General features: G+C 50.9%; 21 protein-coding genes and 1 pseudogene. 6 read left to right on the top strand and 16 right to left on the bottom strand.

Annotated features, from left to right (window positions below; genetic code table 11):
• Positions 1 to 7: 7 nt before the first annotated feature.
• Complete coding sequence (locus tag MO867_RS11660) at positions 8 to 1,183, bottom strand: efflux RND transporter periplasmic adaptor subunit (protein WP_305884244.1); 1,176 nt, start codon at positions 1,181 to 1,183, stop codon at positions 8 to 10.
• Positions 1,184 to 1,456: 273 nt separating this feature from the next.
• On the opposite strand from MO867_RS11660, the gene MO867_RS11655 reads away from it, so the two are divergent.
• The gene (locus tag MO867_RS11655) at positions 1,457 to 2,116 is read left to right on the top strand and encodes a TetR family transcriptional regulator (RefSeq protein WP_252466965.1); all 660 of its coding nucleotides are present in this window, start codon (positions 1,457 to 1,459) and stop codon (positions 2,114 to 2,116) included.
• Positions 2,117 to 2,223: 107 nt separating this feature from the next.
• Here MO867_RS11655 and MO867_RS11650 read toward each other — a convergent pair whose 3' ends face one another.
• From MO867_RS11650 to MO867_RS11590, 13 genes and pseudogenes are all read right to left on the bottom strand, one after another.
• Complete coding sequence (locus MO867_RS11650) at positions 2,224 to 3,225, bottom strand: isoaspartyl peptidase/L-asparaginase family protein (RefSeq protein ID WP_252466963.1); 1,002 nt, start codon at positions 3,223 to 3,225, stop codon at positions 2,224 to 2,226.
• A 42-nt stretch (positions 3,226 to 3,267) separates the two neighbouring features.
• Positions 3,268 to 6,027: a TonB-dependent receptor gene (locus MO867_RS11645; protein WP_252466961.1), complete on the bottom strand. Its 2,760-nt coding sequence runs from the start codon at positions 6,025 to 6,027 to the stop codon at positions 3,268 to 3,270.
• A 175-nt stretch (positions 6,028 to 6,202) separates the two neighbouring features.
• The gene (locus MO867_RS11640; protein WP_252466959.1) at positions 6,203 to 6,898 is read right to left on the bottom strand and encodes a gluconate 2-dehydrogenase subunit 3 family protein; all 696 of its coding nucleotides are present in this window, start codon (positions 6,896 to 6,898) and stop codon (positions 6,203 to 6,205) included.
• A 1-nt stretch (position 6,899) separates the two neighbouring features.
• Positions 6,900 to 8,696 carry a GMC oxidoreductase gene (locus MO867_RS11635; RefSeq protein ID WP_252466947.1) on the bottom strand — a complete coding sequence of 599 codons (1,797 nt, stop codon included), beginning with the start codon at positions 8,694 to 8,696 and terminating at the stop codon, positions 6,900 to 6,902.
• A 250-nt stretch (positions 8,697 to 8,946) separates the two neighbouring features.
• Positions 8,947 to 9,870 (bottom strand): sugar phosphate isomerase/epimerase family protein, encoded by a 924-nt coding sequence (locus MO867_RS11630; RefSeq protein ID WP_252466935.1) that lies wholly within the window; start codon positions 9,868 to 9,870, stop codon positions 8,947 to 8,949.
• Positions 9,867 to 10,085 carry a twin-arginine translocase TatA/TatE family subunit gene (locus MO867_RS11625; RefSeq protein WP_252466923.1) on the bottom strand — a complete coding sequence of 73 codons (219 nt, stop codon included), beginning with the start codon at positions 10,083 to 10,085 and terminating at the stop codon, positions 9,867 to 9,869. Before MO867_RS11625 ends, MO867_RS11630 begins: the two co-directional genes overlap by 4 nt.
• Positions 10,086 to 10,088: 3 nt before the next feature.
• Complete coding sequence (locus MO867_RS11620) at positions 10,089 to 10,802, bottom strand: 3-keto-disaccharide hydrolase (protein ID WP_252466921.1); 714 nt, start codon at positions 10,800 to 10,802, stop codon at positions 10,089 to 10,091.
• Positions 10,803 to 10,872: 70 nt separating this feature from the next.
• The gene (locus tag MO867_RS11615; protein WP_252466909.1) at positions 10,873 to 11,880 is read right to left on the bottom strand and encodes a LacI family DNA-binding transcriptional regulator; all 1,008 of its coding nucleotides are present in this window, start codon (positions 11,878 to 11,880) and stop codon (positions 10,873 to 10,875) included.
• 56 nt (positions 11,881 to 11,936) lie between these two features.
• On the bottom strand, positions 11,937 to 13,259 hold the full coding sequence (locus MO867_RS11610; RefSeq protein WP_252466907.1) for an MFS transporter: 1,323 nt from the start codon (positions 13,257 to 13,259) through the stop codon (positions 11,937 to 11,939).
• An 80-nt stretch (positions 13,260 to 13,339) separates the two neighbouring features.
• On the bottom strand, positions 13,340 to 14,401 hold the full coding sequence (locus MO867_RS11605; RefSeq protein ID WP_252466905.1) for a sugar phosphate isomerase/epimerase family protein: 1,062 nt from the start codon (positions 14,399 to 14,401) through the stop codon (positions 13,340 to 13,342).
• Positions 14,402 to 14,613: 212 nt separating this feature from the next.
• On the bottom strand, positions 14,614 to 15,783 hold the full coding sequence (locus MO867_RS11600) for a Gfo/Idh/MocA family protein (RefSeq protein WP_252466884.1): 1,170 nt from the start codon (positions 15,781 to 15,783) through the stop codon (positions 14,614 to 14,616).
• A 264-nt stretch (positions 15,784 to 16,047) separates the two neighbouring features.
• Positions 16,048 to 17,304, bottom strand: coding sequence for an FAD-dependent oxidoreductase (locus MO867_RS11595; RefSeq protein WP_252466872.1), 1,257 nt, complete (start codon positions 17,302 to 17,304; stop codon positions 16,048 to 16,050).
• A 111-nt stretch (positions 17,305 to 17,415) separates the two neighbouring features.
• Positions 17,416 to 17,544 (bottom strand): annotated as a pseudogene (locus tag MO867_RS11590) (IS256 family transposase); the annotation flags it as partial.
• Positions 17,545 to 18,279: 735 nt separating this feature from the next.
• Between MO867_RS11590 and MO867_RS11585 the strand changes: the two are divergent.
• The 5 genes from MO867_RS11585 to arsJ all read left to right on the top strand — a co-directional run bounded on the left by MO867_RS11585 (position 18,280) and on the right by arsJ (position 24,209).
• Positions 18,280 to 20,379, top strand: coding sequence for a carboxy terminal-processing peptidase (locus MO867_RS11585; protein ID WP_252466870.1), 2,100 nt, complete (start codon positions 18,280 to 18,282; stop codon positions 20,377 to 20,379).
• Positions 20,380 to 20,471: 92 nt separating this feature from the next.
• Positions 20,472 to 21,287, top strand: coding sequence for an exodeoxyribonuclease III (xthA, locus tag MO867_RS11580; RefSeq protein ID WP_252466868.1), 816 nt, complete (start codon positions 20,472 to 20,474; stop codon positions 21,285 to 21,287).
• A gap of 198 nt (positions 21,288 to 21,485) precedes the next feature.
• Positions 21,486 to 21,830 (top strand): metalloregulator ArsR/SmtB family transcription factor, encoded by a 345-nt coding sequence (locus MO867_RS11575; protein WP_252466866.1) that lies wholly within the window; start codon positions 21,486 to 21,488, stop codon positions 21,828 to 21,830.
• A gap of 87 nt (positions 21,831 to 21,917) precedes the next feature.
• Positions 21,918 to 22,922 (top strand): ArsJ-associated glyceraldehyde-3-phosphate dehydrogenase, encoded by a 1,005-nt coding sequence (locus MO867_RS11570; RefSeq protein ID WP_252466864.1) that lies wholly within the window; start codon positions 21,918 to 21,920, stop codon positions 22,920 to 22,922.
• 36 nt (positions 22,923 to 22,958) lie between these two features.
• On the top strand, positions 22,959 to 24,209 hold the full coding sequence (gene arsJ, locus MO867_RS11565; protein WP_252466841.1) for an organoarsenical effux MFS transporter ArsJ: 1,251 nt from the start codon (positions 22,959 to 22,961) through the stop codon (positions 24,207 to 24,209).
• A gap of 319 nt (positions 24,210 to 24,528) precedes the next feature.
• Here the strand turns inward: arsJ and MO867_RS11560 are convergent, their stop codons facing one another.
• Positions 24,529 to 25,122 carry a cytochrome b gene (locus MO867_RS11560; protein WP_252466818.1) on the bottom strand — a complete coding sequence of 198 codons (594 nt, stop codon included), beginning with the start codon at positions 25,120 to 25,122 and terminating at the stop codon, positions 24,529 to 24,531.
• 131 nt (positions 25,123 to 25,253) lie between these two features.
• Positions 25,254 to 25,538 (bottom strand): DUF6962 family protein, encoded by a 285-nt coding sequence (locus MO867_RS23975; RefSeq protein WP_373565883.1) that lies wholly within the window; start codon positions 25,536 to 25,538, stop codon positions 25,254 to 25,256.
• Positions 25,539 to 25,616 lie beyond the last annotated feature (78 nt).

The raw sequence follows: 25,616 nt of genomic DNA, 5'->3' as shown, positions 1-25,616 counted from the left end.
CCTACCCTCAGGACCCCTGACCAGCAGCGGCTTTCTCGTCGCCGGTGGCTGTTGGTGGCTGTTCTTCAGTATGTTCACTGGGTTGTACCGGGGCGCCCGGGCGGATCTTCTGCAAGCCGGCCACTACCACTCGATCGCCGGCTTGCAGCCCCTCCTCCACCAGCCAGCGGTTGCCGATTGTGCGGCTTACCCGCACAGAGCGCTGGGCCACAATATTTTCTTCGCTAATAACCATGGCCGAAGTGTTACCTTTGGGGTCCCGGGCAATACCCTGCTGGGGTACCAGGATGGCTTTGTCTCGTATGCCGCTGCCGACAATCGCTCGCACATACATACCCGGTAGCAGCATATTATCTGGGTTGGGAACGACCACCCGCAACAGCACGCTGCCAGTAGAGGGGTCGACACTCGCTTCCGCAAATGCCAGTTTGCCCGGGTGCTCAAAATCACTGCCATCTTCCAACAAAATCTGTACGGGCAAGTGAGTGGCATCCGCCAAGGTGCCTGCCTGCAGGGCGCGACGCAGGTTGACAAGCTCGGCTGCCGACTGAGTAACGTCTACATAGATAGGATCCAGCTGCTGTACAGTGGCCAAAGTTCCGGCCTGATTGGCCGTCACTAAAGCGCCCTGAGTGACGGAAGACTTGCCGATTCGGCCGGTAATTGGCGAGGTAATCTGCGCATAATCCAGCTGGATTTCAGCTCTCTGCAACTCTGCCCTGGCCGCTGCCACATCGGCACGCGCTTCTTGTAAATCCGCTTCAGCAGCATCATTTTCCTGCTTGCTGACGGCACCATTCTTCACAAGCCCCGCTGTGCGCTGAGCTTTTAAACGAGCGATATTCATCGCCGCACTGGCCCGTTGGAGCTTTGCACGGTTACTGTCAACCTCAGCCCGATAAAGGGCATCATCCAGCTGATAGAGTGGCTGATTTGCATCAACCCGACCGCCTTCACGGAACAATTGCTGTTTTATGATGCCATTAACTTGTGGGCGAACTTCTGCCACTTTGAAAGGTGAGGTACGCCCGGGTAGCTCCCTCGTTAGGGTCACGGGCTCAAATTCGAGGGTGACAACAGTTACTTGAGGCGCCATTCCAGGTGGAGCCGAAGTCTCTTCGCTGCAGCCCGCCATCAATGCGGATGCCGCCAAAAGACTGGCAAAGGCTCGGGTTCTAAACATGACTACCTCTGAAAACTGACTGCCCGGACATATAGTTGGCAGTTGCGGGAAATTTAAAGTGACAGGAAAATCTGATTACAGTAGCGTGGTATTTTATGAGCACGCAGGAAACGGGATCAACTGTTCATAAGCCGGCAATATTCAGCTAGCATGCACTTTCACCCAGTGTTTTCAAGGGTTTGCGCATAAACTTCCTTTGATTACTTGCGGTTAAGCGCTGCAAAAATGAGTCAGAGTGAAACTAATAATTGATTAAAGAAGCTGCAGTTCTCCATGACCAAACGCAGAAAAGAGCAAACTTTAACTACTCGTGAGCGTATTCTAAACGCCGCTATCAATGTATTCCATGAATTTGGCGTTTGCCGCCCTTCTCTTTCAGAAGTCGCGAAGCTCGCCGGGGTTAGCCATGGCGCTGTTACAGACCATTTCCAGAGTAAGGACGGGCTGCTCAAAGCCCTGACCGAGCGTATGCCGCTACCGGGCGAGCGGCTTTGTGATAGTGCGGGTGACGAACTTAAAGCCAACCCATTGGGTACACTGCGCACCCGCTGGGTGTGGCTATTCCACGAGATAGCCTGCAACCCAGAATGGCAACAGGTATTGGAAATCATCTTTCACCCCTGTGAACCCCTGTCAGAGAGTGGCGACATGCTCCAGCGCATGAAGTTGGGGCGTACCCAGGGGCTCGAGAGAATGGGGCAACTGATTTCACTAGCGGTTTCTGAGAGGCAACTACCCGAGGACCTGGATATAGACCTTGCCATGCAAATGCTGCACGGAGGCCTGTTTGGTATCCTGGAAGATTGGCTATTGTCCTCAAAGTTAGAGGATATCGGCGAATTGGGAGAGCGCTATATAGACTCGTTGATCGATATGATCCGCTTCTCCCCGACCATGCGCTTGAATAGATCCCAGTTGCGTGTCCTGCACTGACTTGCCGCCCTTGCACTTCCTTCTTCAATAATCGCAAAAGCAGTCTCATTCATGGGACAAGTGGCTTTATCAGCACTTGTCCCCGCTTGATTGAGATGGGGGGACCCTTACCCCAACTTGCTTTTTGAATCTTTCATTAGCGCACCGTCGGCATCCCTCACTGCGTAGTTAAAGCCCGGCTGAATACAATGGGCACCATAATTACCGGCCCTGTCCAGTGCCAAAAACCCCACCTGGAATTGCTGGTAGTCCCCCAGCTTGCGGGCGATGCGTTCCACCGCCTCACGGCAAGCTTCCTCTGGAGTGTAACCATGGCGCATCAACTCCACTACCTGGTGGCAACCCACGGTTTTGATCATCAGTTCGCCCATGCCGGTAGCGGTAGCCGCGCCCACTTCATTGTCGACATAGAGCCCGGCGCCGATAATCGGGGAATCCCCTACCCGCCCGTGCATCTTGAAAGCGGCACCGCTGGTCGTACAGGCACCGGAGAGATTGCCGTGCTGATCCAGGGCTAAAATGCCGATGGTGTCGTGGTTCTCGATATTAATCACTGGCTGGTAGCGGGACTCGCGCTTCCACTCACGCCAGGCGGTCTCAGCCTTGGGCGTTAACAGGTTTTCAACTTCAAAGCCCTGTTCAACGGCAAACCGCTGTGCCCCTTCGCCCACCAACATGACATGCGGGGTTTCTTCCATCACTTTACGTGCAACCGAAATGGGATGCTTGATGCCTTGTAGAAAAGCCACTGAACCACAGTTTTGTTTTTCATCCATGATGCAGGCATCCAGCGTGACGACGCCATCCCTATCGGGAAAGCCGCCGTAGCCTACGCTGGTTACTTTGGGGTCTGCTTCCGGTATGCGTGCGCCGGCCTCTACTGCATCCAGGGCCCTGCCACCACCGGCGAGAACCTGCCAAGCTGCCTCATTGGCGGGGCCGCCATGATTCCAAGTTGAAATCACAACCGTTTTTTTTCCTTTCTTTACGTATCGCTGGGTCATGCCCGTGACTGATGGCGCAGCCAGAGAAGCGGCACTGCCCAGGAAGGAGTACTTCAGAAATTTTCTTTTACTGATCACGATGAGTTCTCTCTGAATCTGAAACATGCGGACACTTCAAGGTATCCGCGTGTAAGAGCGACGACGGGATCAGAAGCTGTAAGTCAGCCCCATATAGGCACGACGGCCAGAATAGGAAGAGCCCAAGACCCTATTTTCCTCACCCCAATATCTATCTACTTTTTCTTCCGTGAGATTAATAATGGAAGCAGTGAGGGTCAGGTTTTCCTGCAAAATATATGAAGCATTCACATCCAGCTGGTCGTATTCGTCCGTAAAGGTGTTTACGCCGTTACTGTAGCCGTCTGCATAGGCACTGCGATAGTTATAGGAAGCACGTACACTAAAGTCGTCATTCTCGTAATATACCGATAAGTTGTACTGATCCTTGGAGGTACCCGCAATCTCCGTTTTGATTGTTTCACCGCTCTCGAGATCAAGATTGGCCAATTCTGTATCTGTATAAGTGTAATTGGCGAAAACCCCAAAACCGTTATCGAAGGCATACTGAACAAACAGCTCGGCACCTTGGGCGGTGGCGTCGGTACCATTGACCGGCATGGACATGTTCACATTCCATATGTCGCCATCGATTTCCCTACTCACCAGGGAGTTTCCATTAATCACGAATGAGGCAATATCTTTACGGAAGAGGGTAAACCCTATTGCGGATGCATCATCGAAGTACCACTCCAGGCCCAAGTCAAACTGATCCGCCTTATAGGGTTCCAGCTCTGAGTTCCCCGCAAATCCATCTCGTGTAGTTGCTCCTGGCAGCGGAGCGTGTATCGACTCGGAGCCACCCAGGTCACCGTAATCTACCCGTGCTACAACCCGGGCGAGAGCTGCGCGCATGACCAGTTCATCGTTAATGTCCCAGGCAATATTAACGCTTGGCAGAATGTCGGTATTGCTGCTGTCGCGAACATTGGGCTCATCCTGAAGGACCCCGTCAATATTGTCGTAAGTACGGGCATATTGCTTGGTCTGCACCGCACGTACACCAAAGTTACCGCGCAAGGTTGCCGAAGTGAAATTCTGTTGTACGTAGGCCGCCGTGATCTCTTCACCAATACGATAATCCTGATCCCTCTCTACGATTACCGTAGGATCACCGTAAGTCTCATAGAGAAACTGTTTCAGCTTATCAAACTCCAGGTGGGCGAAGTTGGGTACATTTACACCACCAATAATATTGTCCATCGGACCACTGGAAAGAATGTCTATGGTATCCGGCACACCATTGGGGTCGGTGTGGAAAGAGTCGTCTGGCCACCAGGGATAACAAGCGCCGTCGACACCGCCCCAATTGATAGTTGGGCACGGGGCATTATCATCATCCCAGGACTGCTTGGTGATCCTGCGGTTAATTTCGTGATCGCGGTATTTAAGCCCCACATCCAGGGAACTGAACCAGCCGTAGTCCATATCGATGGAAACATCCAGCTGGTAATAGCTTTCTTCATCCTCACTACTGGTCCAGTGAGAGGAGAACCAGTCGTATAAGGGATATGTATTTGGGTCCCCCAGGTCGGCACTGGTATCAATATCTGCTGTGCCACTACTGAGATCCCAACTCCAATCCGTCACAGTGCCATAGCGAGAATTCACTGAAGCAAACAGTTTCTCGGAAGGGCCGCCTTCCGCACTGGAATTACCCACAGCTAAACGTACGTTGTATCCATCCCCCTGATAATTGACATTGAAATCCAGGGTATCTGAAACGTACTCCGCTCGCGTGTAGTCACCCCCTACCTGTGGCGACTGCAATTCTGCCTGCCCGCTGTCCAGCATGCCGATGCCGAGCAGAGTATCGCCATCCTCATCAAATTTAAGGCTACCCGGGGCTATCGCATTGCCATAGTTCCACTCGGGAAATACTATGCGATAGTTTTCCGAGTTGCCGCCTTGTTCAAAACGGAAATAATTGACGCCGAATTCAAGTTGCTCCACCGGACGCCATTGGGCGCTAAGCTGTATTCCCTCACGGGTGCGCTCCTCCTCAAAGACACTCCCCACCACAGCTCTGGGTGCATAGAAATCCCGGTATTCATTACCGTCGGCGTCTACCATGGCCCCTCTGGCCTCTACGCCAGCATGGGGTTTTTCATCGCCCTGCCAGCCCCAGTTCTCTGTCGTGGTGCTAATCACCCGATTTTGACGATCCTGCTTGGAGTAACCCACCAAGACCCCCAATGATTCCTGATCATTTTTCCATGAATAAAAACCGGTATATTGCGGCTCATACTTTTCAGTAACATCGGCATAGGTTGTCTCAACCGATAGCATGCCTTCCCCGGCATCCAGGTCCAGAGGTTTGCGGGTATGCAAGATCACGGTACCGCCTATTCCGCCCTCATCCAGTTTTGCCTCAGGGCTTTTGTAAACATCGGTACGGGCAATCATGGCTGCGGGCAGAAGCGAATAGTCGAGTGAGCGCGACGGTTCATCCCCCGGAGTGGCGATATAGTTACCATTTAGTTGGGTAAAGGTAAGCTCCGGCGCAGTACCGCGAATACTTACCCGAGCACCCTCACCGCCACTACGGACAATGGAAACTCCGGGCACCCGCTGTAGGGCGTCCGCCACGTTTTTATCGGGAAACTTGCCGATATCCTCAGCGGTAATGGAGTCCACTATTGCGTTGGAATAACGCTTTACATTGAGGTTCTTTTCCATACTCTGGCGAATACCCAGCACCTCGACCTCTTCAAGGACCAGGCTCTCAGCTTCCGGCTCATCTATGCTCTGTGCCTGTGTTATGCCTGCAATACTGCATAACACCAGCACGCTGGCAGATGTACGTAATAAGGCCACCTGACGGTTTGCTTTAAGGGTTTTCTCTTTCATTGCTCAACGTCTCGTCTCTTTTATTATTTTTTAGAGCTTTCCGTTCACTTTCTGGGTCCGGCGCACACACATGCCGAGCCATCGAAATAAGCCCCGTGTTAAATCTGCCTACCCCTGACTCAATATTTTTTGATAGTGCACCTCCAGCCCTGAGGGATGACGTAAAAGGCAAAAACTAGCTATCCAGACCCAGTCGCTTTAGGACCTCCGGTGGCGCACCGGGGAAGCTGGCCATAGGCCTGTTGCCCACGTAGCCAATATCAGCCATGCCCTCCTCAGTGGTGTAGAAAGCCGTAGTTGTCAAAACCCTGACTTTGGCGAAGAAGCGTGCTCCGGCCTGGAACTGCGGCTTTGCCGTACGGGTCCATGAGATGTCGTCGCAAATTGCGGCTTTTTGAGGTTCATTCAGTTCAGTAAAAGAGGTGTCGAATCTGCGCCTGGACTCCCCTTCCAGCCACACTATTCCTCCGCGAATCGTGACAAGATCCGCTTTGTTGTTGGTATAAGGTGCACTGACGTATTCATTGATGTAGTGCTGGGCCCCCACAGAAGAGGCGCCAGGGGAAATCTCATCCGCCGGGATAATTACATCGCACAGCGCCACCAGAACTGCCAATTCGCTCGCATCCAGCTGCATCTCCCAGGACACCACTGGATTGAGTAGATCCGGGTCCGTCGGGGTACCTCGAGCCAGAGTTTGTTTCGGAGCACTTAGGTTTCTTACCGCCGGCTTTGCTGCTGGTACCTCCTCTTTAACCACAACTTTTTGCGCAACTTTCTCCGAACAGCCAATCACCGGAACTGCAGCGGCGGTGGTGGCAATCAAGCGCAGGGCATTACGGCGGCCCAGGTTGGTTTTTTCCTTGCTCATATCAGATGTTCCTCTTCTTGAACTGATCCACGATGTAGTCGCAAGTGCGCCAGGCCAGCGCCATTATGGTGAGGGTTGGATTTTTATCCGCATTGGAAACAAAGGGCGCACCGTCGGTGAGGAAGAGGTTGGAAACCTCCCAAGACTGGCAGTGTGGATTGAGCACAGAATTTTTTGGGTTGTTACCCATGCGCGCGGTGCCTACTTCATGAATAATCGCACCGCCGTTGATAATTGCCTTGGCACCGTCTGTTTGTACGGTCGAGGTCACCTTGCCGCCCATGCCATCGATAATCCCGGCAAAAGTCTTGTGCATATGGGCCGCTTGGTTCAGTTCATGCTCACTCCACTTCCAATGAAATTTCAGAACCGGGATACCCCATTGGTCCACCTGGCCCTTGTCAATTTCGCAGTAGCTGTCTTCGTTAGGGATCATCTCGCCACGGCCATCGAACCATACAAAGGAGCCGTAGTAGCGTCGGCAAGCCTCTTTCAAATCCTTGCCATAGGCACCTTTGGTGAAATTCCCCATGCCTCCGAAAGCCCCTGCACCGGGCATGCTACGGCCACCACCGAATTCAATATGGTAACCTCGGGCAAAATCCAGGTCTCCGCGCAACTGCTCTTTGTACAGCCACCAGGGCATATACATATGCATTGCGGAAGCGCCATCTTCGTTATGCGCAGGCATATTTTCCAGAGCGGGAATCTGGCCACCAATACCGGCGCCCACAGTGTCCATCAGGTATTTGCCCACCACGCCGCTGCCGTTGGCGAGACCATCGGGGAACAATGTGCTTTTTGAATTGAGAAGAATGCGCGAAGTCTCAGCAGCGCTAGCCGCAACGACTACGGCACGGGCACTGGCAAATCTTTCCTGACGGGTATTTTTATCAACGTAGAGGACCCCGTTGGCCTGGCCTTTTTTATCAATCGTTACCTCGCGAACCATGGCATCAGTAATGATATCCAGGTTGCCGGTCGCCATTGCCGGAGGCAGTAGCACCGTGGTGGACTGGAAGTTCGCTTTGATGGAACAGCCGCGCCCGCAGGGAGTCGCCCAAAAACAGGCTGCGCGGGACTTCATTGATTCCCGTGTTACGCTCTGGCCGAGTTTGTTATTGGGAAAAAGCTTCTGTGGGATATTCTCGTGGTCCAGGCGCTCACTGAGAATGGCCAGGTGTGAGGGAATTACCGGGATGCCCAACTTGTCGCAAGATTTTTTTGCGAGCAACTCGTAGGCGCGAGGTTTTGGCGGTGGCAACAGCACACCATCAGACGAATCTGGAGTATTTTCCAACCCTTCGTTAGTGCCATAGACACCAATCAGCATCTCAGTTTTATCGTAATAAGGCGCTAGTTCTTGGTAGCTGATAGGCCAGTCAAAACCGAGCCCATCCCTTGAGTGAGGTTTAAAATCGTACTCCCCCATGCGCAGGGAAATTCTCCCCCAGTGGTTGGTGCGCCCACCCAGCATGCGTGCACGCCACCAATCAAAACGCTGGCCCCGTTCGTTAGAAGCCTGAGTGTAGGGTTCCCCCGGCACCTGCCAGCCGCCATCAACGGTCGCATCATAAAAACCAAACGGCTTTTCCGGCGTACTGCCCCCGCGCAGTGGCGCATCTTTGGGCAGGTTAAACATGGGGGTTTCCTTGATCGGGTCATAGGAACGTCCCGCTTCCAGCATTAGCACTTTTAATCCGGCAGTCGCGAGCACGTAAGCCGCCATACCACCACCTGCACCAGAGCCAACAATAAGTATGTCGTACTCTTTTTTCTCGAAGTCATCCTTCGGCATCGCCTCTCTCCTACTTCATCAATTATTTTTGCTTTGTTCGGTAAATTTTTTGATTATTCACTAACAGAAAACTGTAACCGGTTACATTCTCCGTTAAATATTTTTATCGATTCTTGCTGCCTTGTACTTACAATACGAACAATTAGAGAATATCTGGTTAGTTTTTAGATTATAAGAACGAAAAACCATCAACTATCTGAGATGCTAATTTTTAAAAAAAGTAACCGGTTACATCTATAACCTAATTTTTTTAGCTGACTGGTCGAGCTAGGGACGATTCCTGTTGTTGCGACAAACTGCGTAGCAATTGTTGAGTGGTCCTAATGCCCCACTCCTCATCACCAGAGCCCTCGTATTCAATACCGATATAGCCTTGGTAGCCGGCGCTGCGAATAATCCGCAACATACGGGCAAAATCAGTGTTGACCTCGTTGCCCTCCTTATCGAAAGAAAAACTTTTTGCACTGATTCCTCGAGCAAAGGGCATTAACTGTTGCACTCCCAAGTAGCGGTCGTAATCACCAAAATTACCAAAGTCTGGCAGGCTGCCGCAGTTTGGCATATCCACCTCTCGCAACAATTGAGATAACCAAAGTCCATTGGAGGAATAACTACCGTGATTCTCCACCAAAATATTGATATCAAAATCCTGTGCAAACTCTGCCAATGAGCGCAATCCTTGTGTGCTGGCACGGCTTACTTCCTCACTAGTCCCCTGCCCACTCGCATTTACCCTAATAGAGTGACAACCTAAGAACTTGGCAGCTTCAACCCATTGAAAGTGATTCTCTACCGCTTGCTGCCTTTCATTCTTATCGGGATTGCCTAGGTCACCTTCAGCATCCACCATAATCAGCAGACTATTGACACCGTGATCCTTCGCCCGGATTTTCATATCCGCAAGGAATTTGCGATCCCTGGCCTTATCGGGAAAGAACTGGTTTACGTATTCCACCGCATCAATAGAAAAGGACTTCTTTGCTTTGATCGGGAAATCCAGCACTTTAAGGGCGCCACTACGCAGTTGCCTATGTAGGGACCACTGAGCCAGGGAAATCTTGAAAAAACGATTTTTCTCGGCTGCAGGAATCCGTGGGCTACCGCCAAGTAAGGGCGCTGCCAAAACCGCTGCAGTCAAGCCGATACCCGTCTGCACAAAATTCCGGCGTTTCATCGCCGCTCTCCAGGCTGGATAAATCCATCTGGCAACTCTTCTTTGGCGCTAACCTCAAAGCTCTCTCGGTCACCTTGGCGCGATGAGCGGCGGAAACCGCTAATAGCACCACCAAGATCTTCTCCCATACGGCGGATCTTACCGCTGCCAAACAGCAACACCCCTAACATAAGCACGATCAGAATTTGCCAAACGCCCACTCCAGAAATACCCATGATTTACAGCTCCCGGATTCTAATATTGCGATACCAGACTTTATCACCGTGATCTTGCAAGGCGATAAAGCCGTTTTCGCTACGGGCAAAATCCGAGTAGGCCGAAAACTTGCTACTGGCAAGACGTGCATCCCAGTCAGCGGACCAAAGTTCATAACTGACAACCAGGCTACCGTTCAGCCAATGCTCAACACGACCATCCTCTACACGAATACGCGTTTTATTGAATTCACCTGCAGGCTTTACTTTATCTTCACTGGGTGCGTACATATCAAATACGGACCCCGCACTGTGACTGAGTTTTTCAAGGTTGGAGAAAGCAGTGTTATCCAATACCTGATACTCCATACCTGACATCCACACGGGAGCATCGCTATCGGCTATCCGGTAGATAATGCCACTGTTGCCCCCCACAGATATTTTCCACTCCAATTCAAGCTCAAAATCAGCAAACTGATCAGTGGTCACAATATCTCCGGCCCCGCCTGTCGTGAGCACCAGATTGTCGTCAATGACCTGCCAAGCCTCACCTACCTGGGAGCCATTTGCTCCAGTCCACCCCTGCAGGGTTTCTCCATCAAACAGGTAGCGCCACTGGTGTTCCGCTTGTACATCGGCTTTCCCAGGTATTTGTTCGCAGCCGCCCATAGTGAGTAGCAAAGCTGCGGCTGCCAACAGAGAAGTGTGCGATTGTGTCTCAGTGAATTTTTTCTTCATTGTTATCTCCACATGAATGGGTGGTTATCTATTCAGTTGATCACTACACAGCCTAACCGTAAGTGTCTTTTCAATCGTGGCAGCGGCTGGTACTGCCGCGCGCTATCAGTTCAAACGGTAAAATAGTACGACTGGATTTCAGGGGCTTACCGTCAATAATTTTACGCAGTGTTTCCATTGCATAACGGCCCATTGTTTCCGCAGGCTGATCGATGGTGGTGAGAGATGGATCGGTAAATTGGGAAAATTCGATATTATCGAACCCCGCAATCGACACATCCGCAGGAACCTGCAACCCCATCTTCTTCGCCTGATGAATAGCGCCTATAGCCATTTCATCATTCATACAGAAAATGGCGCTGGGCACGATTGGGCCTGAAAGTAGCTTATGGGCTCCTTCTGCGCCGGATGACAGAGTAAATTCACCGTTGACCACCAGGTTTGGATTCAATTCAAGGCCATGTCGTTGCAGTTCTTCATCAAACCCCGCCAGGCGGTCGCGCACAATCGGGCTCTCTAACGGGCCGGTCACTATTCCTAAACGACGGTGACCCAATTCAATGAAATGGCGAGCCATCGCCTGCGCTGCACCACTGTTGTCCAGCTCAACAACCGGATAACGGTCATCTTCAACAATACGCTCACAGGCATTCACCATCGGGACTGATGCGGCTAAAGCCGCATCTTTGTCTGCGAAGGGATAGCGGCTATCCAGCTGAATCAATCCGTCGGCCTGATTGGTCAGCGCCATACCGGCATAAAATTGCTCATGGGTCGGTTCGCCCTTGGTGTCACCCAGCAACACGGAGTAACCCTGATCCTGCGCCGCTTTCTCTATTCCCCGGATCACCTTGGAGAAAAATGGATTGGCGATATTAGGAACCAGCACCATCACCGCAAACGATTTGCCGGAACTAAAATTCCTCGCCAGCAGATTGGGCCGGTAACCGGCCTCTTCCACGGCCTTCAGGACCCGCTCCCTAGTCTGCGGAGAAACCCTTTGCGGATCTTTCAGGGTTCTGGACACGGTCGCGACCGAAACGCCGGAGCGCCGTGCGACTTCGCGAATATTTGACATACTTTCCTGCTAATTCCTTGTTATAAGCGGGCTATTTTCGCATAGAGAGAAAATATCTACTGATCGCCCGCTGTAACGGCACCTTGCGTTTTACCCGGCGACTGCCTGCGATCCCAAAACCAGATGAAAGCAAATATAGGCAGCAAGATTAATGGGACTACGGTCAGAGACTGGAAAGACTCTACTGAGGCCGTTACCAATACTGCCTCCAGTTCATCCCCGTTCAGCTTTTCAAATGCGTCCAGTCCACCGGCAGCTTCGATCTTGGCAGTATCGAAAATGGCCCCGAGTTTTGGCAGAGCAAACTGAATGGACATGCCACCGGCAAAGCCCAGCAACCCTAAAAACAACGCGCCACCTCGAACAAAGCGTTCGGAAACCGTGGCGAGCATGGTGGGCCACATATAGCAAACACCAATACCCCAGACCGTTGCCGCCAGGAATGCCGTTACCGGGGTGCGAGCCATCCCCAAGCAGTAGAGACCTATTGCCGCTAGCAAGCTGCTCAGCCACAGCAACCCGACAGTCGATACTTTCTTGGCTAAGCGGCCAGCAAAGTGCCTCATTACGAACATCAACATGCTCACATACACCAGGATCAGGATGCCCTTCATACCGACAACCCGCGAGAGTGTAAGATCTACCCACTGGCCAGGAGCAAGTTCTGTTGCAGCCGTCAGCCACATACATACCCACAGCAAGATAAACATGGGTTGTTTGAACACTTCCTTTAACATCTCTCCATAACTGATGCCGGAGGAGACCCGCTCAGTTACCGGGAACTCCGTTGTAGCAACCAGCCAGGCCATAACGACAGCTGGTAAAGCCAATACAATCAGATTCAGTTGCCAAGGTAGGTCAAGGGCAGAAATAGCCAATCCCAACAGGCCTCCTACCACGATGCCGGCAGGCCACCAGGCATGCAGCACATTCAAGCGGTGCGTTTTATTCTCCGGGTCGACAGCGGCAATCATCGGATTGCTGGCAGCCTCTACTGCGCCCCAGCCCAACCCGGTCAGTAGTAAACCGGCGAGCACTAGGTTTTCTACCCCCTCTCCCGGACTTACCAGTGACGCTGCAATAATCAGCAGACTACCTAAAATATAACCCACCGAAGAAAGCAGCAGCATCCTCTTGATACCAACCAAGTCCACCAAGGCACTGCCAAACAACAAGGTGAGAGCAAAACCAGTAAAGGTAAAACCCAATGCTTCACCGAGCATGGCGGTAGAATTAGCAAGGTCAATATGATCGTAAATATCGGACTGCAAATTGCCAGCGATAGAAGCCCTGACAGCAAACCCCAGGCCAATCATAAAAATTGAGAGATTCCCCACCAGGAAAACATTCCTGTTCAGGGCATTCATCTGTGTGCTCATCAATCCTGCCTCCACAAAAATTATTGTTATTGATTGTGCAATGACATCAGTCTTGGCTAACCGGCACCGGTTGCCAGGGACTATTCCAACCCCAATATCCGACGATTCCTGGCTCTATCCGTTTTGGCCCCGGCAAAGTCATCAAATGCCCTATCAGCCACGGTTATCAGATGATTCCGAATGAATGGTGCCCCCTCACTAGCGCCTTGCTGCTGGTCCTTGATACAACATTCCCATTCCAGCACTGCCCAGCGGTCGTAACCATACTGAGTCAAGCGGCTGAAAATTCCTCTAAAGTCCACCTGACCATCTCCCAGGGAGCGGAAACGACCAGGCCGATCTATCCAGGGAGCATAACCTCCGTATACACCAGCCCTGCCACTCTGGTGAAACTCTGCATCCTTCACGTGGAACGCCTTGATGCGCTCGTGGTAGATATCGATAAAAGCCAGGTAATCCATTTGCTGTAAAAGTAAGTGGCTGGGGTCGTAGAGAATATTTGCTCTTGGGTGATCGTCTACTTCATATAAAAAGCGTTCAAAGGTAAGCCCATCGTGCAAGTCTTCCCCCGGATGCAGCTCATAGCAAACGTCAACTCCGGCAGAGTCGAAAGCATCCAATATGGGGCGCCATAAGCGGCCCAATTCTCGAAAGCCTTCCTCTACCAGCATCGCGGGGCGCTGAGGCCAGGGGTAGAAGGTATGCCAGAGCAATGCTCCGGAAAACGTTGCATGGGATTTGAGCTTTAACTTGGCACTGGCAGACGCCGCCAGGAACAACTGGTTACTCGCCCATTCCGCACGGGCTGGCAAGTCGCCTCGCAATCCTTCTGGAGCAAAAATATCCAGCATGTCTTTATACGCGGGGTGCGCAGCAACCAGCTGCCCCTGTAAATGGGTGGATAACTCGGTAATCTTCACTCCCGAGTTCTCACAGACTCCCAGAATATCGTCACAATAGGCCTGACTCTTGCTGGCCATCTCCAAATCAAAAATTCGTTTGTCCCAAGTGGGAAGCTGTATACCTCTGTAGCCAAGTTCTGCCGCCCAGTGAACCATCGACTCCAAAGTAACCGACTCATTCGCGGGCGGTAGGAATTGGGCGAGAAAAATTCCGGGCCCCTGAATTCTGGGTGCCTTCATTATTGTTATCCTTTTTACTGCTGTACTTATTAACCTTTCAACCAGGTGAGCTCTAGCTACCAGGTTGGCAGTCTCTTCTAGCGGAGCACCGAAAACCTGTTCAAGAATTGACAGGAAAAAAGACCGGCCACGGCACTTCCCTGTGCCGTACTTTCGGCCAGACTTCCCATCCTGCTAGGGGAACTACATATAAACTTTAGGGATTGTTATTCTCATTCCCAATAGGGTGTCAAAGCCACCCAGGAGGATTGGCTACGGCTACTTTCCAAGGCACCGCGTACGAATGCCATCGCACGAACACCTGCTTCTATATCCCCGACTGAATTATTGGAATCCACCGGTAAATTTTCCCGTCGATCGTGAATCATCCGCGCGAAGTCCCGGTAAATATTGGCAAACGCTTCTATATAACCCTCTGGATGCCCTTGCGGAGTTCTACAGCGGGCTCGAACTTTTTCATCCAGATATTCGCAGTCTGCCCCCGCCCGCAAGATCGCAACGGGATGCCCTCGGCGTTTGATTTGTAACTGGTTAGGTGATTCCTGCTCCCAAAACAGCGATCCCTGCTCACCGTAAATACTGATATTCAGATTGTTCCCTTCGCCGCCACAAACCTGGCTGGCAGTGAGAGTGCCACGCCCACCGGTTTCGAGTTTGAATAAGGCTGCACCATCGTCATCCAGTGCGCGCTCGTCGACCACCGATTGCAAATCTGCACAGACTTCCGTGATTCGCTGTCCGGTGAAAAATTCCACTAAATGATGGGCATGAGTACCGATATCGGCAAAGCAACCGCTTTCCCCTGAGCGCGCTGGATCAGTGCGCCAACTGGCCTGCTTACTGTTACTGGAGTCATCAGCTAGGGCTAGCCAACCCTGGGGGTAAGCAACCGACACCCGGCGAATCCGCCCCAATTCTCCCCGGCGTAACATCTCCCTCGCCTGCATCGCTAAAGGGTAAGCGGCGTAGGTATGAGTGAGGCCATAGAGTTGCCCAGTTCGGGCAACTTCTTTTTGCAATTCATGGGCGCCTTCCAGGGTAGCTGCCGCAGGCTTATCTGAAAGCACATGAAACCCGGCGCGCAATGCTGCGATTGAAACTGGCAGGTGCAAATCATTGGGCGTAACAACCACAATAAACTCGACGCGGTCACTGGCAATCCGTTTGGATTCCTGCAGAAACATCTGCTGGTAACTCGGATAAACACGCTCAGGGCTAAGCCCCAGTTTGTTTCCCGTGATGAGCCCTCGTTCCGGGCTACTACTGAAGCAGCCCGCCACTAACTCAATATCTCCATCAAGGGCCGCTGCCATTCGATGAATAGCGCCGATAAAAGCCCCTTCTCCACCACCCACCATGCCCATTCTTATTTTCTTGCCCATACCACTTTCCCTGGGGCCCACTGACGCCGAAGAAAGGCGACGACCCGGATATTTTTATTTTTTCTGGCCTCTACTCTGCTGTACTCATCAGATTTTCCCGTGGGGGTGATTCACATCGCAGAGAACCGGTTTCAGAAAATGTAACCGGTTACATTTGTTTTTAAGATACAGAAAAAAAAAACCTTTGCAAGCGACCAGCTTTCAGTGTGGCGTTATTTTCAACCCTGGAGTTACCTCTAAACCTGAAATTGATCGCCGCTCTGGTTAGTCACGGTAGCCAATCTGTCGGACAAAGTCCTCCCACGACTGCCAGACCAACTTATCGCTCAGCCATCTATCCTCGATAGCCTGGCCACTACCAGGCCCAGACCGCAACCCACTATCCTCATCTGGCTGTGGATGACGGCTCTTCAACTGAGAGCGCACCCATTCTCCCGCCTCCCTCGCTGCCGCCGCTGCCAATCCCCAGTGGTTGGGCCAAATGCTGAGAAAATTATCAATTTCAAAGCGCTCAAGGTAATAGGGACAGGGATAATTCAGCTGCATAAGCGCGTTGCCATCTGGGCCCGGCGCATCGGTTTTCCAGCCGGTATAAACCCCCCACTGACAACTCGCCACCCAATCATCAAACCCTGCCATACAATTTGACAGGCGCTCTAGGGAATCGCGAATTAGCTCTTTTTCGATGGGGGGTGGAGTCGCCATATCAATTGTCCCGGAGCGGAACTTTGGGTGTTCGGGGTTAAGGCTCAATATCCATAGGCCCTCGCCTTGCTCTAAAGGGTGATAAACCACCACCAAATCAAACAGAAAAGCCGATACAGGAGGAACTCTTGCCCCTCTTGCTAAGAGCATATGCAGAGGCCGTACAAGCTGTGCTTTATCAACGGTTTCTGCAGCTACCCCCATCATTTCGAGAATTCCGGCGTTGCCTGCGCCACAGGCTGAGAGCAACAATTGGGGCTTCACCTGGTGCTGGGATTCACCGACATTTACCGTCACACCAGTGACACGGCTCCCCTCCCGTTGAATTTTATCAGCGCGCCCAGCCACTATGTGGCTTGCCACGGGTGCACTCAAACGCAGATAAGCTTCAGCGTCATCAAACACAAGGTCATCATCAAATTTGAAGCTTTGGTGCGATGGTAGGTTGGTCGTCAAGAATGGAGTGGGAAGCGTTGTCTCTTCCGCAGAAATCCCCGCTGCGAGCCAATTCGGCTCAACGATATCAACGAAATCTCTAGGAAGTGCGGCATAGAATGCAGTAAGGCGGCTATTGACCGAAGAAGCCTCAAGTAGTTTACGCCAATAACCTGCCGCCTCCCGATAGGTTTTTGCCGCTTTCGGGTGCGCGGCATTCCAGCCCGATGAAAAATAGCCATGGAAATGCAGTGACTCGGCGTCAAATAAACCGCCATTTACCGCGATAACTGAAAACTCAGGTGACAACTCCCTCAATAAGGTGACAGCTTGAATACCTCCGCCAAGCACCAGAATGTCGACCTCTACCATCTCCGGCATAACCTTCCCCTAAACCGTTCATCTTAGCTATCACCACTTAGATACCAACCAGTCGCCTGTCAATTACTGGGCCTAGATTACTTAGGGAAGCAGATGACAGCTCGCTTGAAACTCCGCCTGAATGGCCGCTTCAGTGAGTTGTTTTATCAGCGGGGTCAGGATGCCTTCTTTGCCGCTGATATCCTTGCCCTCACGCAGCGCCTTAACGGCAGCCTTCATATCGAAAGTGGGTTTGGTCATGAGGCATCTCTTTTTTGCTAATAATAAAGAAATGACACAGAATTCTTAACACTACCTTTTTGTGCCTGCCACGACATAGTCATCAAAGTCAGTGTTCACCTGCTGACATTCTACATTGAATATAAATAAATCCTTTATTATCAAAATGATAGATCTATTTACTAATGTAATTTATAAAGATAAAAACACGATAGGCAGCAATCTACCACCCTGTCTCTTGCCAGCCGCCTAACAGAGCAGCTCCGAGGTTCAGATGAATTTCAAAACAGATTGCGGCAGCGGTACTTTCCTCTCCGAAAGCTAGGGCTGACCTTGCCTACCTGGCGCGCAGATCAAGCCAATACCCCTGGCTACCCATTCAGGTTCGTATTAGAACTATTGGTCAGGCCCCCGGTTAAGGACGCAATTAAGGACGGGGCGCATATGGATTAAGGCCCAAACAATATGACTCAATGGTCACAAGATTCAAGTGTAGCGATTCTGAAAGCCAAACAGCAGCCAATATTGATGATGACCATAGATATCCAGAACGCCAAAATGAGAAAAAAACCCTAAATTTGTAGCATTATAAGAAATCCATTTTGCTAAATATGCCGTTCAGGGGAAGTATCCATCTCTGATTAGAGGTATTTCATGCCCTTCGGAGCTTTCAGCCTTTATACTTGTCCTAAGCTATAGGTCGCCGAGCCATAAGGGCCCGATGCCTATGAAGTAGGACGTATAAAGAGACTCCATATGCTTACCAATCGAATCGCCGCTTACTTTTCCGGCTTCTTGTTCATTGGCCTGCTCTCCACAACTGCCCTGGCAGACGCAGAGCACTTGGCTCCGGAAGAGGGCCAGGGTGGCACTGCTCGTGAGATAGTCAGTAAGCTTGAGATGCTGCACTACAACAAGATCAAGATCGGCGACGAAATGTCGGAGAGCTTGTGGAACGAATATATCGACGCTTTGGACCCCACCAAAAGCTATTTCCTTGCCTCAGACATCAATGAGTTCAGCGAATGGCAGTCCGATATGGACGACCAGCTCCGTGCCGGGGATGTAACCGCAGGATTTCATATTTATAATCGTTTTCGTCTGCGCATGGGAGACCGTCTGGACAACATACTGTCCCAGCTCGATAAGGGCTTGCCCACATTCGATTTTTCTCGCGATGAGTCCCTTGAATTAGACCGCGAAAACAGCCAGTGGCCCACCTCCATTAGTGCTTCCGATGAACTCTGGCGCAAGCGCCTTAAGAGCAGCATCTTGAATCTGCGCCTCACAGGCAAAACCGATGAGGATATCCAAGATCTTCTGTCACGCCGCTACAAAGGCCAGAAAAAACGCCTGGAACAACAAAACAGTGATGACGTGTTTGAGCTCTACATGAACTCTCTTACACGTCTCTATGATCCGCACAGTAACTATTTATCGCCACGCTCATTGGAAAACTTCAACATGAGCATGTCCCTCTCCTTGGAGGGGATAGGCGCTGTACTGCAAGCTAACGAGGAGTACACCAAGGTTGCACGCCTGGTAAATGGTGGCCCCGCCGATCGCACGGGCAAGATCAAGCCCAACGACAAGATCGTCGGCGTTGGTCAGGATAAAGAAGGGGAGATGGTTGACGTCGTCGGCTGGCGCCTTGACGATGTTGTTGACCTGATCCGCGGCAAGGCCGGCACATATGTACGCCTGGAGACTATACCCACCGGTGGTGACGGGACCCACAAAACTATTTTAATCAAACGCAGCAAAGTAAAGCTGGAAGACCAAGCAGCTAAGAAAGCGGTGTTTGAATTCTCTGACGGCAAAAAAAGCTACAAGATCGGTGTGATCAACCTACCGACCTTCTACATCGATTTTGATGCCTACCGTCGCCGCGACCCCAACTACAAAAGCACCACACGCGATGTAGCCAGATTGCTCAGTGAACTGAAAGAAGAGAAAGTTGACGGCATTATTCTGGATCTGCGCAACAATGGCGGCGGCTCCCTGCAGGAGGCCACCATGCTCACCGACCTGTTCATTGATCAGGGTCCGGTAGTTCAGATACGTCATGCTAATGAACAAATTTCACGCCACAACCGCTCTCGCTCTCGTGCCATGTATCGCGGGCCACTCATGGTATTGATCAATCGATTGTCAGCCTCTGCATCTGAAATCTTTGCCGGCGCGATCCAAGATTACAATCGTGGCCTGGTGGTAGGTAACCAATCATTTGGTAAAGGCACCGTGCAAACCATGGCCCCTTTGAAGGAGGGTCAATTGAAGATCACCCAGTCCAAATTCTACCGGGTATCTGGGGATAGCACTCAGCATGCCGGTGTAAAACCAGACATTGATATGCCACAACTGATTGACGCGGAGAATGTCGGTGAGAGTGCCTACGACTCTGCCCTGCCCTGGGATCGTATCCACGCAGTTCCCCATGCAAAATATTTCAATCTGAAAATGTTAATTCCAAACTTGATCTCCAAGCACAGCAAGCGCACGAAATCAGATCCCGACTTTGTTTTCCTGCGTGATCAATTCGAATTTGACGCAGAGCGCGCAGACAAAAAGCATGTATCCCTCAATGAATCAGCGCGTGAGCAGGAGCGTGAGTCCGTAAATCAGCGCCTCCTGGGCATGGAAAACCGTCGCCGCAACGCCAAAGGTCTCGAGCCATACGAGAACTTTGAAGCTTATGAAGAAAGCGAGTCAGAAGAAGTGGCCAACATCGGAGGTCCTGTGGAGATCGAATTGGAAAAAGATCCAATTTTAAACGAAGCGGGCTATATAATGGCCGACTTTATCGGCCTGGCCGATAAAGCCAGCAAGGCCCCGCCCCAAGTCGCCAACTTCTAAATATTGATAGGTACTGGGTGCGCGGCGTGCACCCGGTCCACGAACTTATTCTTAGGTCGGGCTAGCCCGACCTTTTTTATTTGGGGGAAGAAATGAAGGTTGTTTCCTTTAACGTCAATAGTATTCGCACTCGCCTGCATCAGATGCAGTCTTTGGTAGACAGCCATCAGCCCGACATTATCGGCTTACAGGAAACCAAGGTTACCGATGAGGATTTCCCGGTAGATGCAATAAAAGATTTGGGTTATGAGCTGATCTACTTTGGGCAAAAGACGCATTACGGCGTTGCCCTGCTTTCGCGTCTACCATTTATTGATCGCCAATACGGATTCCCCACAGATACCAGCGATGCCCAGCGCCGGATGGTTGCGGGCAAATTTGATATCGGTGGCCCCGAGCCGCTCACCGTTATCAACGGCTATTTCCCGCAAGGCGAAAATCGTGAGCACCCGGTTAAATTTCCGGCAAAGCAGAAGTACTATGCAGATCTCGATACTTACTTACAAACCTCTTGCAAGCCGGCTGCTCCGGTATTGGTCATTGGCGATGTGAATGTCTCACCAACCGATCAGGACATTGGCATTGGCGAACCCAATCGCAAGCGCTGGTTGCGCGACGGCAAGTGCAGCTTTCTCCCCGAAGAGCGAGAATGGTTGCAGAGAATTGAAGGCTGGGGGCTCACTGACACCTTCCGTGCGCAGAACCCGAAAACTGACGATGTATTCAGCTGGTTTGACTATCGCAGCCGCGCGTTTGATCGTGAGCCCAAGCGCGGCCTCCGTATCGATCTGATCCTCGCAAGTAACCCGCTGATGGAAAAGTGTGTGTCGACCGGCGTTGACTACGACATCCGCGCAATGGAACGCCCCTCGGATCACGCACCGATATGGGCTGAATTTAAGCTCTAAGCTCCTCTCAATGGCCTGCCGACCTGGCAGGCCATTTTTAAGACTATTAATATATGGCTCTCCATATATAATGACAGTAAGGCTAGCGGATATACTTTTTCCCAACCTATTTTACTCAACGGTGGGTGAAGGAAGCACTCGAACTAGGCGGGTGGTAGGAGTTCAAACAGAGGCCAACAGCTGAACAGAACAGAAACCATGAATCCAATACAGTTTTACAAATGCTTGGCCGATGATACGCGTCTTCGCACCCTCCTCCTGATCACTTATGAGGAGGAATTATGCGTATGTGAATTGACTACCGCCCTGGAACTTAGCCAGCCCAAAATCTCCCGGCATTTAGCACTACTAAGAAGTTCTGATCTACTGCAGGATCGCCGCCAGGGTCAATGGGTTTTCTACCGTATCAATCCTGACTTGAGCGCCTGGGCCAGGTCTATCCTGCTTGATACTTTAAAGGCCAATCAACACTTTATAGCCGAGAATCTCAGCAACCTGATTCAGATGGGAGACAGGCCTCAGCGCACAAGTTTGTGTTGCTAAGACCAATGACCGATCATTTATTTAATTCACCACAATATATATGATTTCTCATATGTGCAAAAACGGTATAACGGAGAATAAGTGGCAATGACAATCAAAATTGGGATCAACGGATTCGGTCGCATCGGTCGTTTGGTCTTGCGGGCTGCCTGGGAGTGGCCAGAGGTGGAGTTTGTACAAATTAATGACCCCGCTGGCGATGCCTCTACTCTTGCCCACCTGCTCAATTTTGATTCTGTACATGGGCGCTGGGGGAAGGAAGCGAAAGCACACGGAAGCAACATAGAGGTTGATGGCCACCCAATTCGCTGTAGTCAAAATATCGCGATCAATGATACCAACTGGCGGGAGTGCGACCTTGTGATCGAAGCTTCCGGCAAGATGAAATCCACAGCGCTTTTACAGCCCTATTTGCAACAAGGGGTGACAAGAGTGCTTGTATCTGCGCCCGTCAAAGAGGCCGGAGTACCCAATATTGTATTGGGAGTGAATCAACATATTTACCAACCCGATCAACACCAAATAGTTACCGCAGCTTCATGCACCACAAACTGCCTTGCCCCAGTCGTTAAAGTCATCCATGAGAACCTGGGCATTCGTCATGGCTCAATCACAACCATTCACGATATCACCAATACACAAACAATCCTCGATGCCCCCCATCCGGACCTGAGGCGAGCACGCGCCTGCGGAGCCAGCCTGATCCCCACTACAACCGGTTCAGCTTCAGCAATTGCTGCAATCTTTCCCGAACTATCCGGTCGGCTCAATGGCCATGCAGTGCGCGTTCCCCTTGCCAATGCCTCTTTGACTGACTGCGTGTTCGAAGTGGAATCTTCTACTTCAGCTGAAGCCGTCAACCAGCTGTTCAAGGAAGCGGCTGCAGGCGAGCTGAAAAATATACTGGGCTATGAGGAAAGACCGCTGGTCTCAGTGGATTACAGAACCGACCCCAGATCCAGCATTATCGATGCGCTTTCAACCATGGTCGTTAACGGCACCCAGGTAAAAATATATGCCTGGTACGATAACGAATGGGGATACGCGAATCGTACAGCGGAGCTCGCTCGAATGATTGGCACTTTGAAATGACCACCCTAAACACGCAGCAGTACGCAGAAAAATATCATGCAGTTTCTTACTCATCTATCTTCTCCGGTGCGTCAGTACCTTTTGGTCACCGGTAACTACTGGGCGTTCACCCTAACTGATGGCGCTTTGCGCATGCTGGTACTGCTGCATTTCCACAAGCTTGGCTACTCTCCTCTGCAGATTGCTTTACTCTTTCTCTTTTATGAGCTTTTTGGTGTGGTCACCAATCTGATCGGCGGTTGGCTAGGGGCCCGGTTTGGTCTAAACCGAACCATGAATCTTGGGCTGGCTCTGCAAGTCGCCGCCCTGTCAATGCTACTGGTGCCAAGTCATCTGCTCAGCGTCCCGCTCGTTATGGCCTCACAAGCCCTTTCTGGAATTGCCAAAGATCTGAATAAGATGAGCGCGAAAAGCTCGATAAAGTTGCTGGTGCCGGATGGGGCTAACGGAACCTTGTATCGGTGGATCGCCTTGCTCACTGGCTCTAAGAATGCACTGAAGGGGCTGGGTTTTTTCCTCGGCAGCGCCCTGCTCACCTTATTCGATTTTCGTGGTGCCGTTACTTTAATGGCTCTGGGGCTCGGTATTGTTTGGCTGCTCAGCCTTAGATACCTCAAGCAAGATTTGGGAAAGGCCAAGGTCAAAAGCCGCTTCAGCGATATCTTCTCCAAAAGCCCTGCAGTCAATATTCTATCTGCCGCCCGCTTGCTTCTATTCGCTTCGCGGGATGTATGGTTTGTAATTGCTCTCCCCATATTCCTGGCGAACCAATTTGGCTGGAGTCACTGGCTGGTCGGCGCCTTCTTGGCGTCCTGGGTAATCGGCTATGGCATTGTACAAACCCTGGCCCCCAAAATAACATCAGCACGATCCTCACTACCACCGGATGGCCGAACAGCTCTTTTTTGGGCCTTGCTGCTTGCCGCTGCGCCAGCATTGATTGCCATTGCCTTGTATCAGGAGCTGGATCCACAAGTAGTCGTATTAGGTGGGCTCTTAGTGTTTGCGGGATTGTTCGCCATCAACTCATCACTGCACAGCTACCTGATTGTTGCCTATGCTCGCGAAGATGGCGCTTCTCTGGATGTCGGTTTTTACTATATGGCTAATGCTACGGGACGCTTGATCGGTACCCTGTTGTCTGGGTGGGTATTCCAAAGCGCAGGTCTCATAACCTGCTTACTGATTTCAACGGCATTTATCGCATTGACTGCGCTAATTTCAATGGCCCTACCCAAGCATAAGATAGAAGAGCCATATACTAGGAACCCAGCAAGCCAATATTAAGATCCCATCATTAGCGAATACCGCAGGTCAAGTTAACCCGGCCGGCTCTCGACTGATCGAGTATCAACTTGAGCAATTCGATAAATTTCCGAGCCGGGCTGGCAACCTGCGAGTAGCAGAATAAGAAGAAGTGGCAAATATCTCATACATCTCTCAAAACCCTGAGGCATTTCTCACCCACATCAGATAGTAACGACTCCCAGCCGGGACCGAAAAATACTGAAGCAATTGAACCTCGCCAAACAAACAGGTTAAGAAATTTGATGGGTGGCCTCAACGCCAAAGAACCCACAGTTTCTGCCAAACCTGTCTTCGGCAGCTAAAGTTTGCGAGTTAACGTCATCCTGATTAGAGTGCGATCTCTTCTAATATAGTGATGGTACAACGCAGCCATCACATGGCCCAGTATTAGAATCCACACCAGCCACTCTCCTAACACCTCTTTGTGAATAAAATCAACGGGCTTTTCAAACTGCTCGAAGGAGATACCCAAACGATCCTGCACCAGTGATGTGAAAATCCGGGTACTCTCAAATTTTGGTATTTCAAAAAGGAAAAGGTAATCTGTATTAGTCCCCGTCCCCATATACCCGGTGAGAGGAGTAATAACCATCACTATATACAGCAGAAGATGACCAGCATGGGCAGCGAAATGCTGAAGAGGAGGTCCCGGCTCCAACTTCGGTGGAGGGCTGGCCAGCCTCCAGATAATTCTCAGTATTACCAGAACACCAATGGTAACGCCAATAGAAAGGTGAAGCTGCAAAGTAATCCAATTTTCAGGAGTTTCTTCCTCTGTGAACCATTGGCGAGAATACACTGTAATATAGGAGCCCAGAAACAATAGGGCTATTAACCAATGCAGCCACTTGGCTACAGAACCGTAGCTATCAGATTGGTTTTTTAGGCTCATTCGGGCACCCCGATTACAGACGTTATTACAAGGTCCTTCCATCGTTTTTAACTCGGGCATCGCGCATAATTTCGCTAATTATAGAGGCCTAGCTCCCGCACTATTTTGAATAGTGCAAAAGCCAACTCCGCTCACCCTCTTAAAAAATATTTACGCAAGCCCAAAATAAAACACACAAGCCCAATCATCTGTACAAAATGATAAATGCTATTGTGGTTAAAAATCCAAATGATGTCGACTGAAAGAGAACCGTCGAGCTGGATAATCATAGACACTATGCAAGCCAGAGCGCCCAACACCATAAACCAGCCGCCAGGAAATAATCTCACGCTTCTGATACTTAACACAAAATATACAACCAATGCCACGCCAGAAATCGAAAACTGATAGATAGAGAAAACGTAACTATTCAGCACTAAATACAAAGTTTCCCAAAAAATATATTCATGAGACAATAGAGCAACATTAAAGCCTCCTGTCTAGCAGTCGATGAC

The organism is Microbulbifer okhotskensis, from assembly GCF_023895975.1.
GTDB lineage: Bacteria > Pseudomonadota > Gammaproteobacteria > Pseudomonadales > Cellvibrionaceae > Microbulbifer > Microbulbifer okhotskensis.
This window is presented reverse-complemented; position numbering and strand designations above follow the sequence as displayed.

What these genes read in the sequence shown, in the direction of transcription:
- MO867_RS11660 (WP_305884244.1), bottom strand. Translation starts at nt 1,183, where the DNA reads ATGTTTAGAACCCGAGCCTTTGCCAGTCTTTTGGCGGCATCCGCATTG.
- MO867_RS11655 (WP_252466965.1), top strand. Translation starts at nt 1,457, where the DNA reads ATGACCAAACGCAGAAAAGAGCAAACTTTAACTACTCGTGAGCGTATT.
- MO867_RS11650 (WP_252466963.1), bottom strand. Translation starts at nt 3,225, where the DNA reads ATGTTTCAGATTCAGAGAGAACTCATCGTGATCAGTAAAAGAAAATTT.
- MO867_RS11645 (WP_252466961.1), bottom strand. Translation starts at nt 6,027, where the DNA reads ATGAAAGAGAAAACCCTTAAAGCAAACCGTCAGGTGGCCTTATTACGT.
- MO867_RS11640 (WP_252466959.1), bottom strand. Translation starts at nt 6,898, where the DNA reads ATGAGCAAGGAAAAAACCAACCTGGGCCGCCGTAATGCCCTGCGCTTG.
- MO867_RS11635 (WP_252466947.1), bottom strand. Translation starts at nt 8,696, where the DNA reads ATGCCGAAGGATGACTTCGAGAAAAAAGAGTACGACATACTTATTGTT.
- MO867_RS11630 (WP_252466935.1), bottom strand. Translation starts at nt 9,870, where the DNA reads ATGAAACGCCGGAATTTTGTGCAGACGGGTATCGGCTTGACTGCAGCG.
- MO867_RS11625 (WP_252466923.1), bottom strand. Translation starts at nt 10,085, where the DNA reads ATGGGTATTTCTGGAGTGGGCGTTTGGCAAATTCTGATCGTGCTTATG.
- MO867_RS11620 (WP_252466921.1), bottom strand. Translation starts at nt 10,802, where the DNA reads ATGAAGAAAAAATTCACTGAGACACAATCGCACACTTCTCTGTTGGCA.
- MO867_RS11615 (WP_252466909.1), bottom strand. Translation starts at nt 11,880, where the DNA reads ATGTCAAATATTCGCGAAGTCGCACGGCGCTCCGGCGTTTCGGTCGCG.
- MO867_RS11610 (WP_252466907.1), bottom strand. Translation starts at nt 13,259, where the DNA reads ATGAGCACACAGATGAATGCCCTGAACAGGAATGTTTTCCTGGTGGGG.
- MO867_RS11605 (WP_252466905.1), bottom strand. Translation starts at nt 14,401, where the DNA reads ATGAAGGCACCCAGAATTCAGGGGCCCGGAATTTTTCTCGCCCAATTC.
- MO867_RS11600 (WP_252466884.1), bottom strand. Translation starts at nt 15,783, where the DNA reads ATGGGCAAGAAAATAAGAATGGGCATGGTGGGTGGTGGAGAAGGGGCT.
- MO867_RS11595 (WP_252466872.1), bottom strand. Translation starts at nt 17,304, where the DNA reads ATGCCGGAGATGGTAGAGGTCGACATTCTGGTGCTTGGCGGAGGTATT.
- MO867_RS11585 (WP_252466870.1), top strand. Translation starts at nt 18,280, where the DNA reads ATGCTTACCAATCGAATCGCCGCTTACTTTTCCGGCTTCTTGTTCATT.
- xthA (WP_252466868.1), top strand. Translation starts at nt 20,472, where the DNA reads ATGAAGGTTGTTTCCTTTAACGTCAATAGTATTCGCACTCGCCTGCAT.
- MO867_RS11575 (WP_252466866.1), top strand. Translation starts at nt 21,486, where the DNA reads ATGAATCCAATACAGTTTTACAAATGCTTGGCCGATGATACGCGTCTT.
- MO867_RS11570 (WP_252466864.1), top strand. Translation starts at nt 21,918, where the DNA reads ATGACAATCAAAATTGGGATCAACGGATTCGGTCGCATCGGTCGTTTG.
- arsJ (WP_252466841.1), top strand. Translation starts at nt 22,959, where the DNA reads ATGCAGTTTCTTACTCATCTATCTTCTCCGGTGCGTCAGTACCTTTTG.
- MO867_RS11560 (WP_252466818.1), bottom strand. Translation starts at nt 25,122, where the DNA reads ATGAGCCTAAAAAACCAATCTGATAGCTACGGTTCTGTAGCCAAGTGG.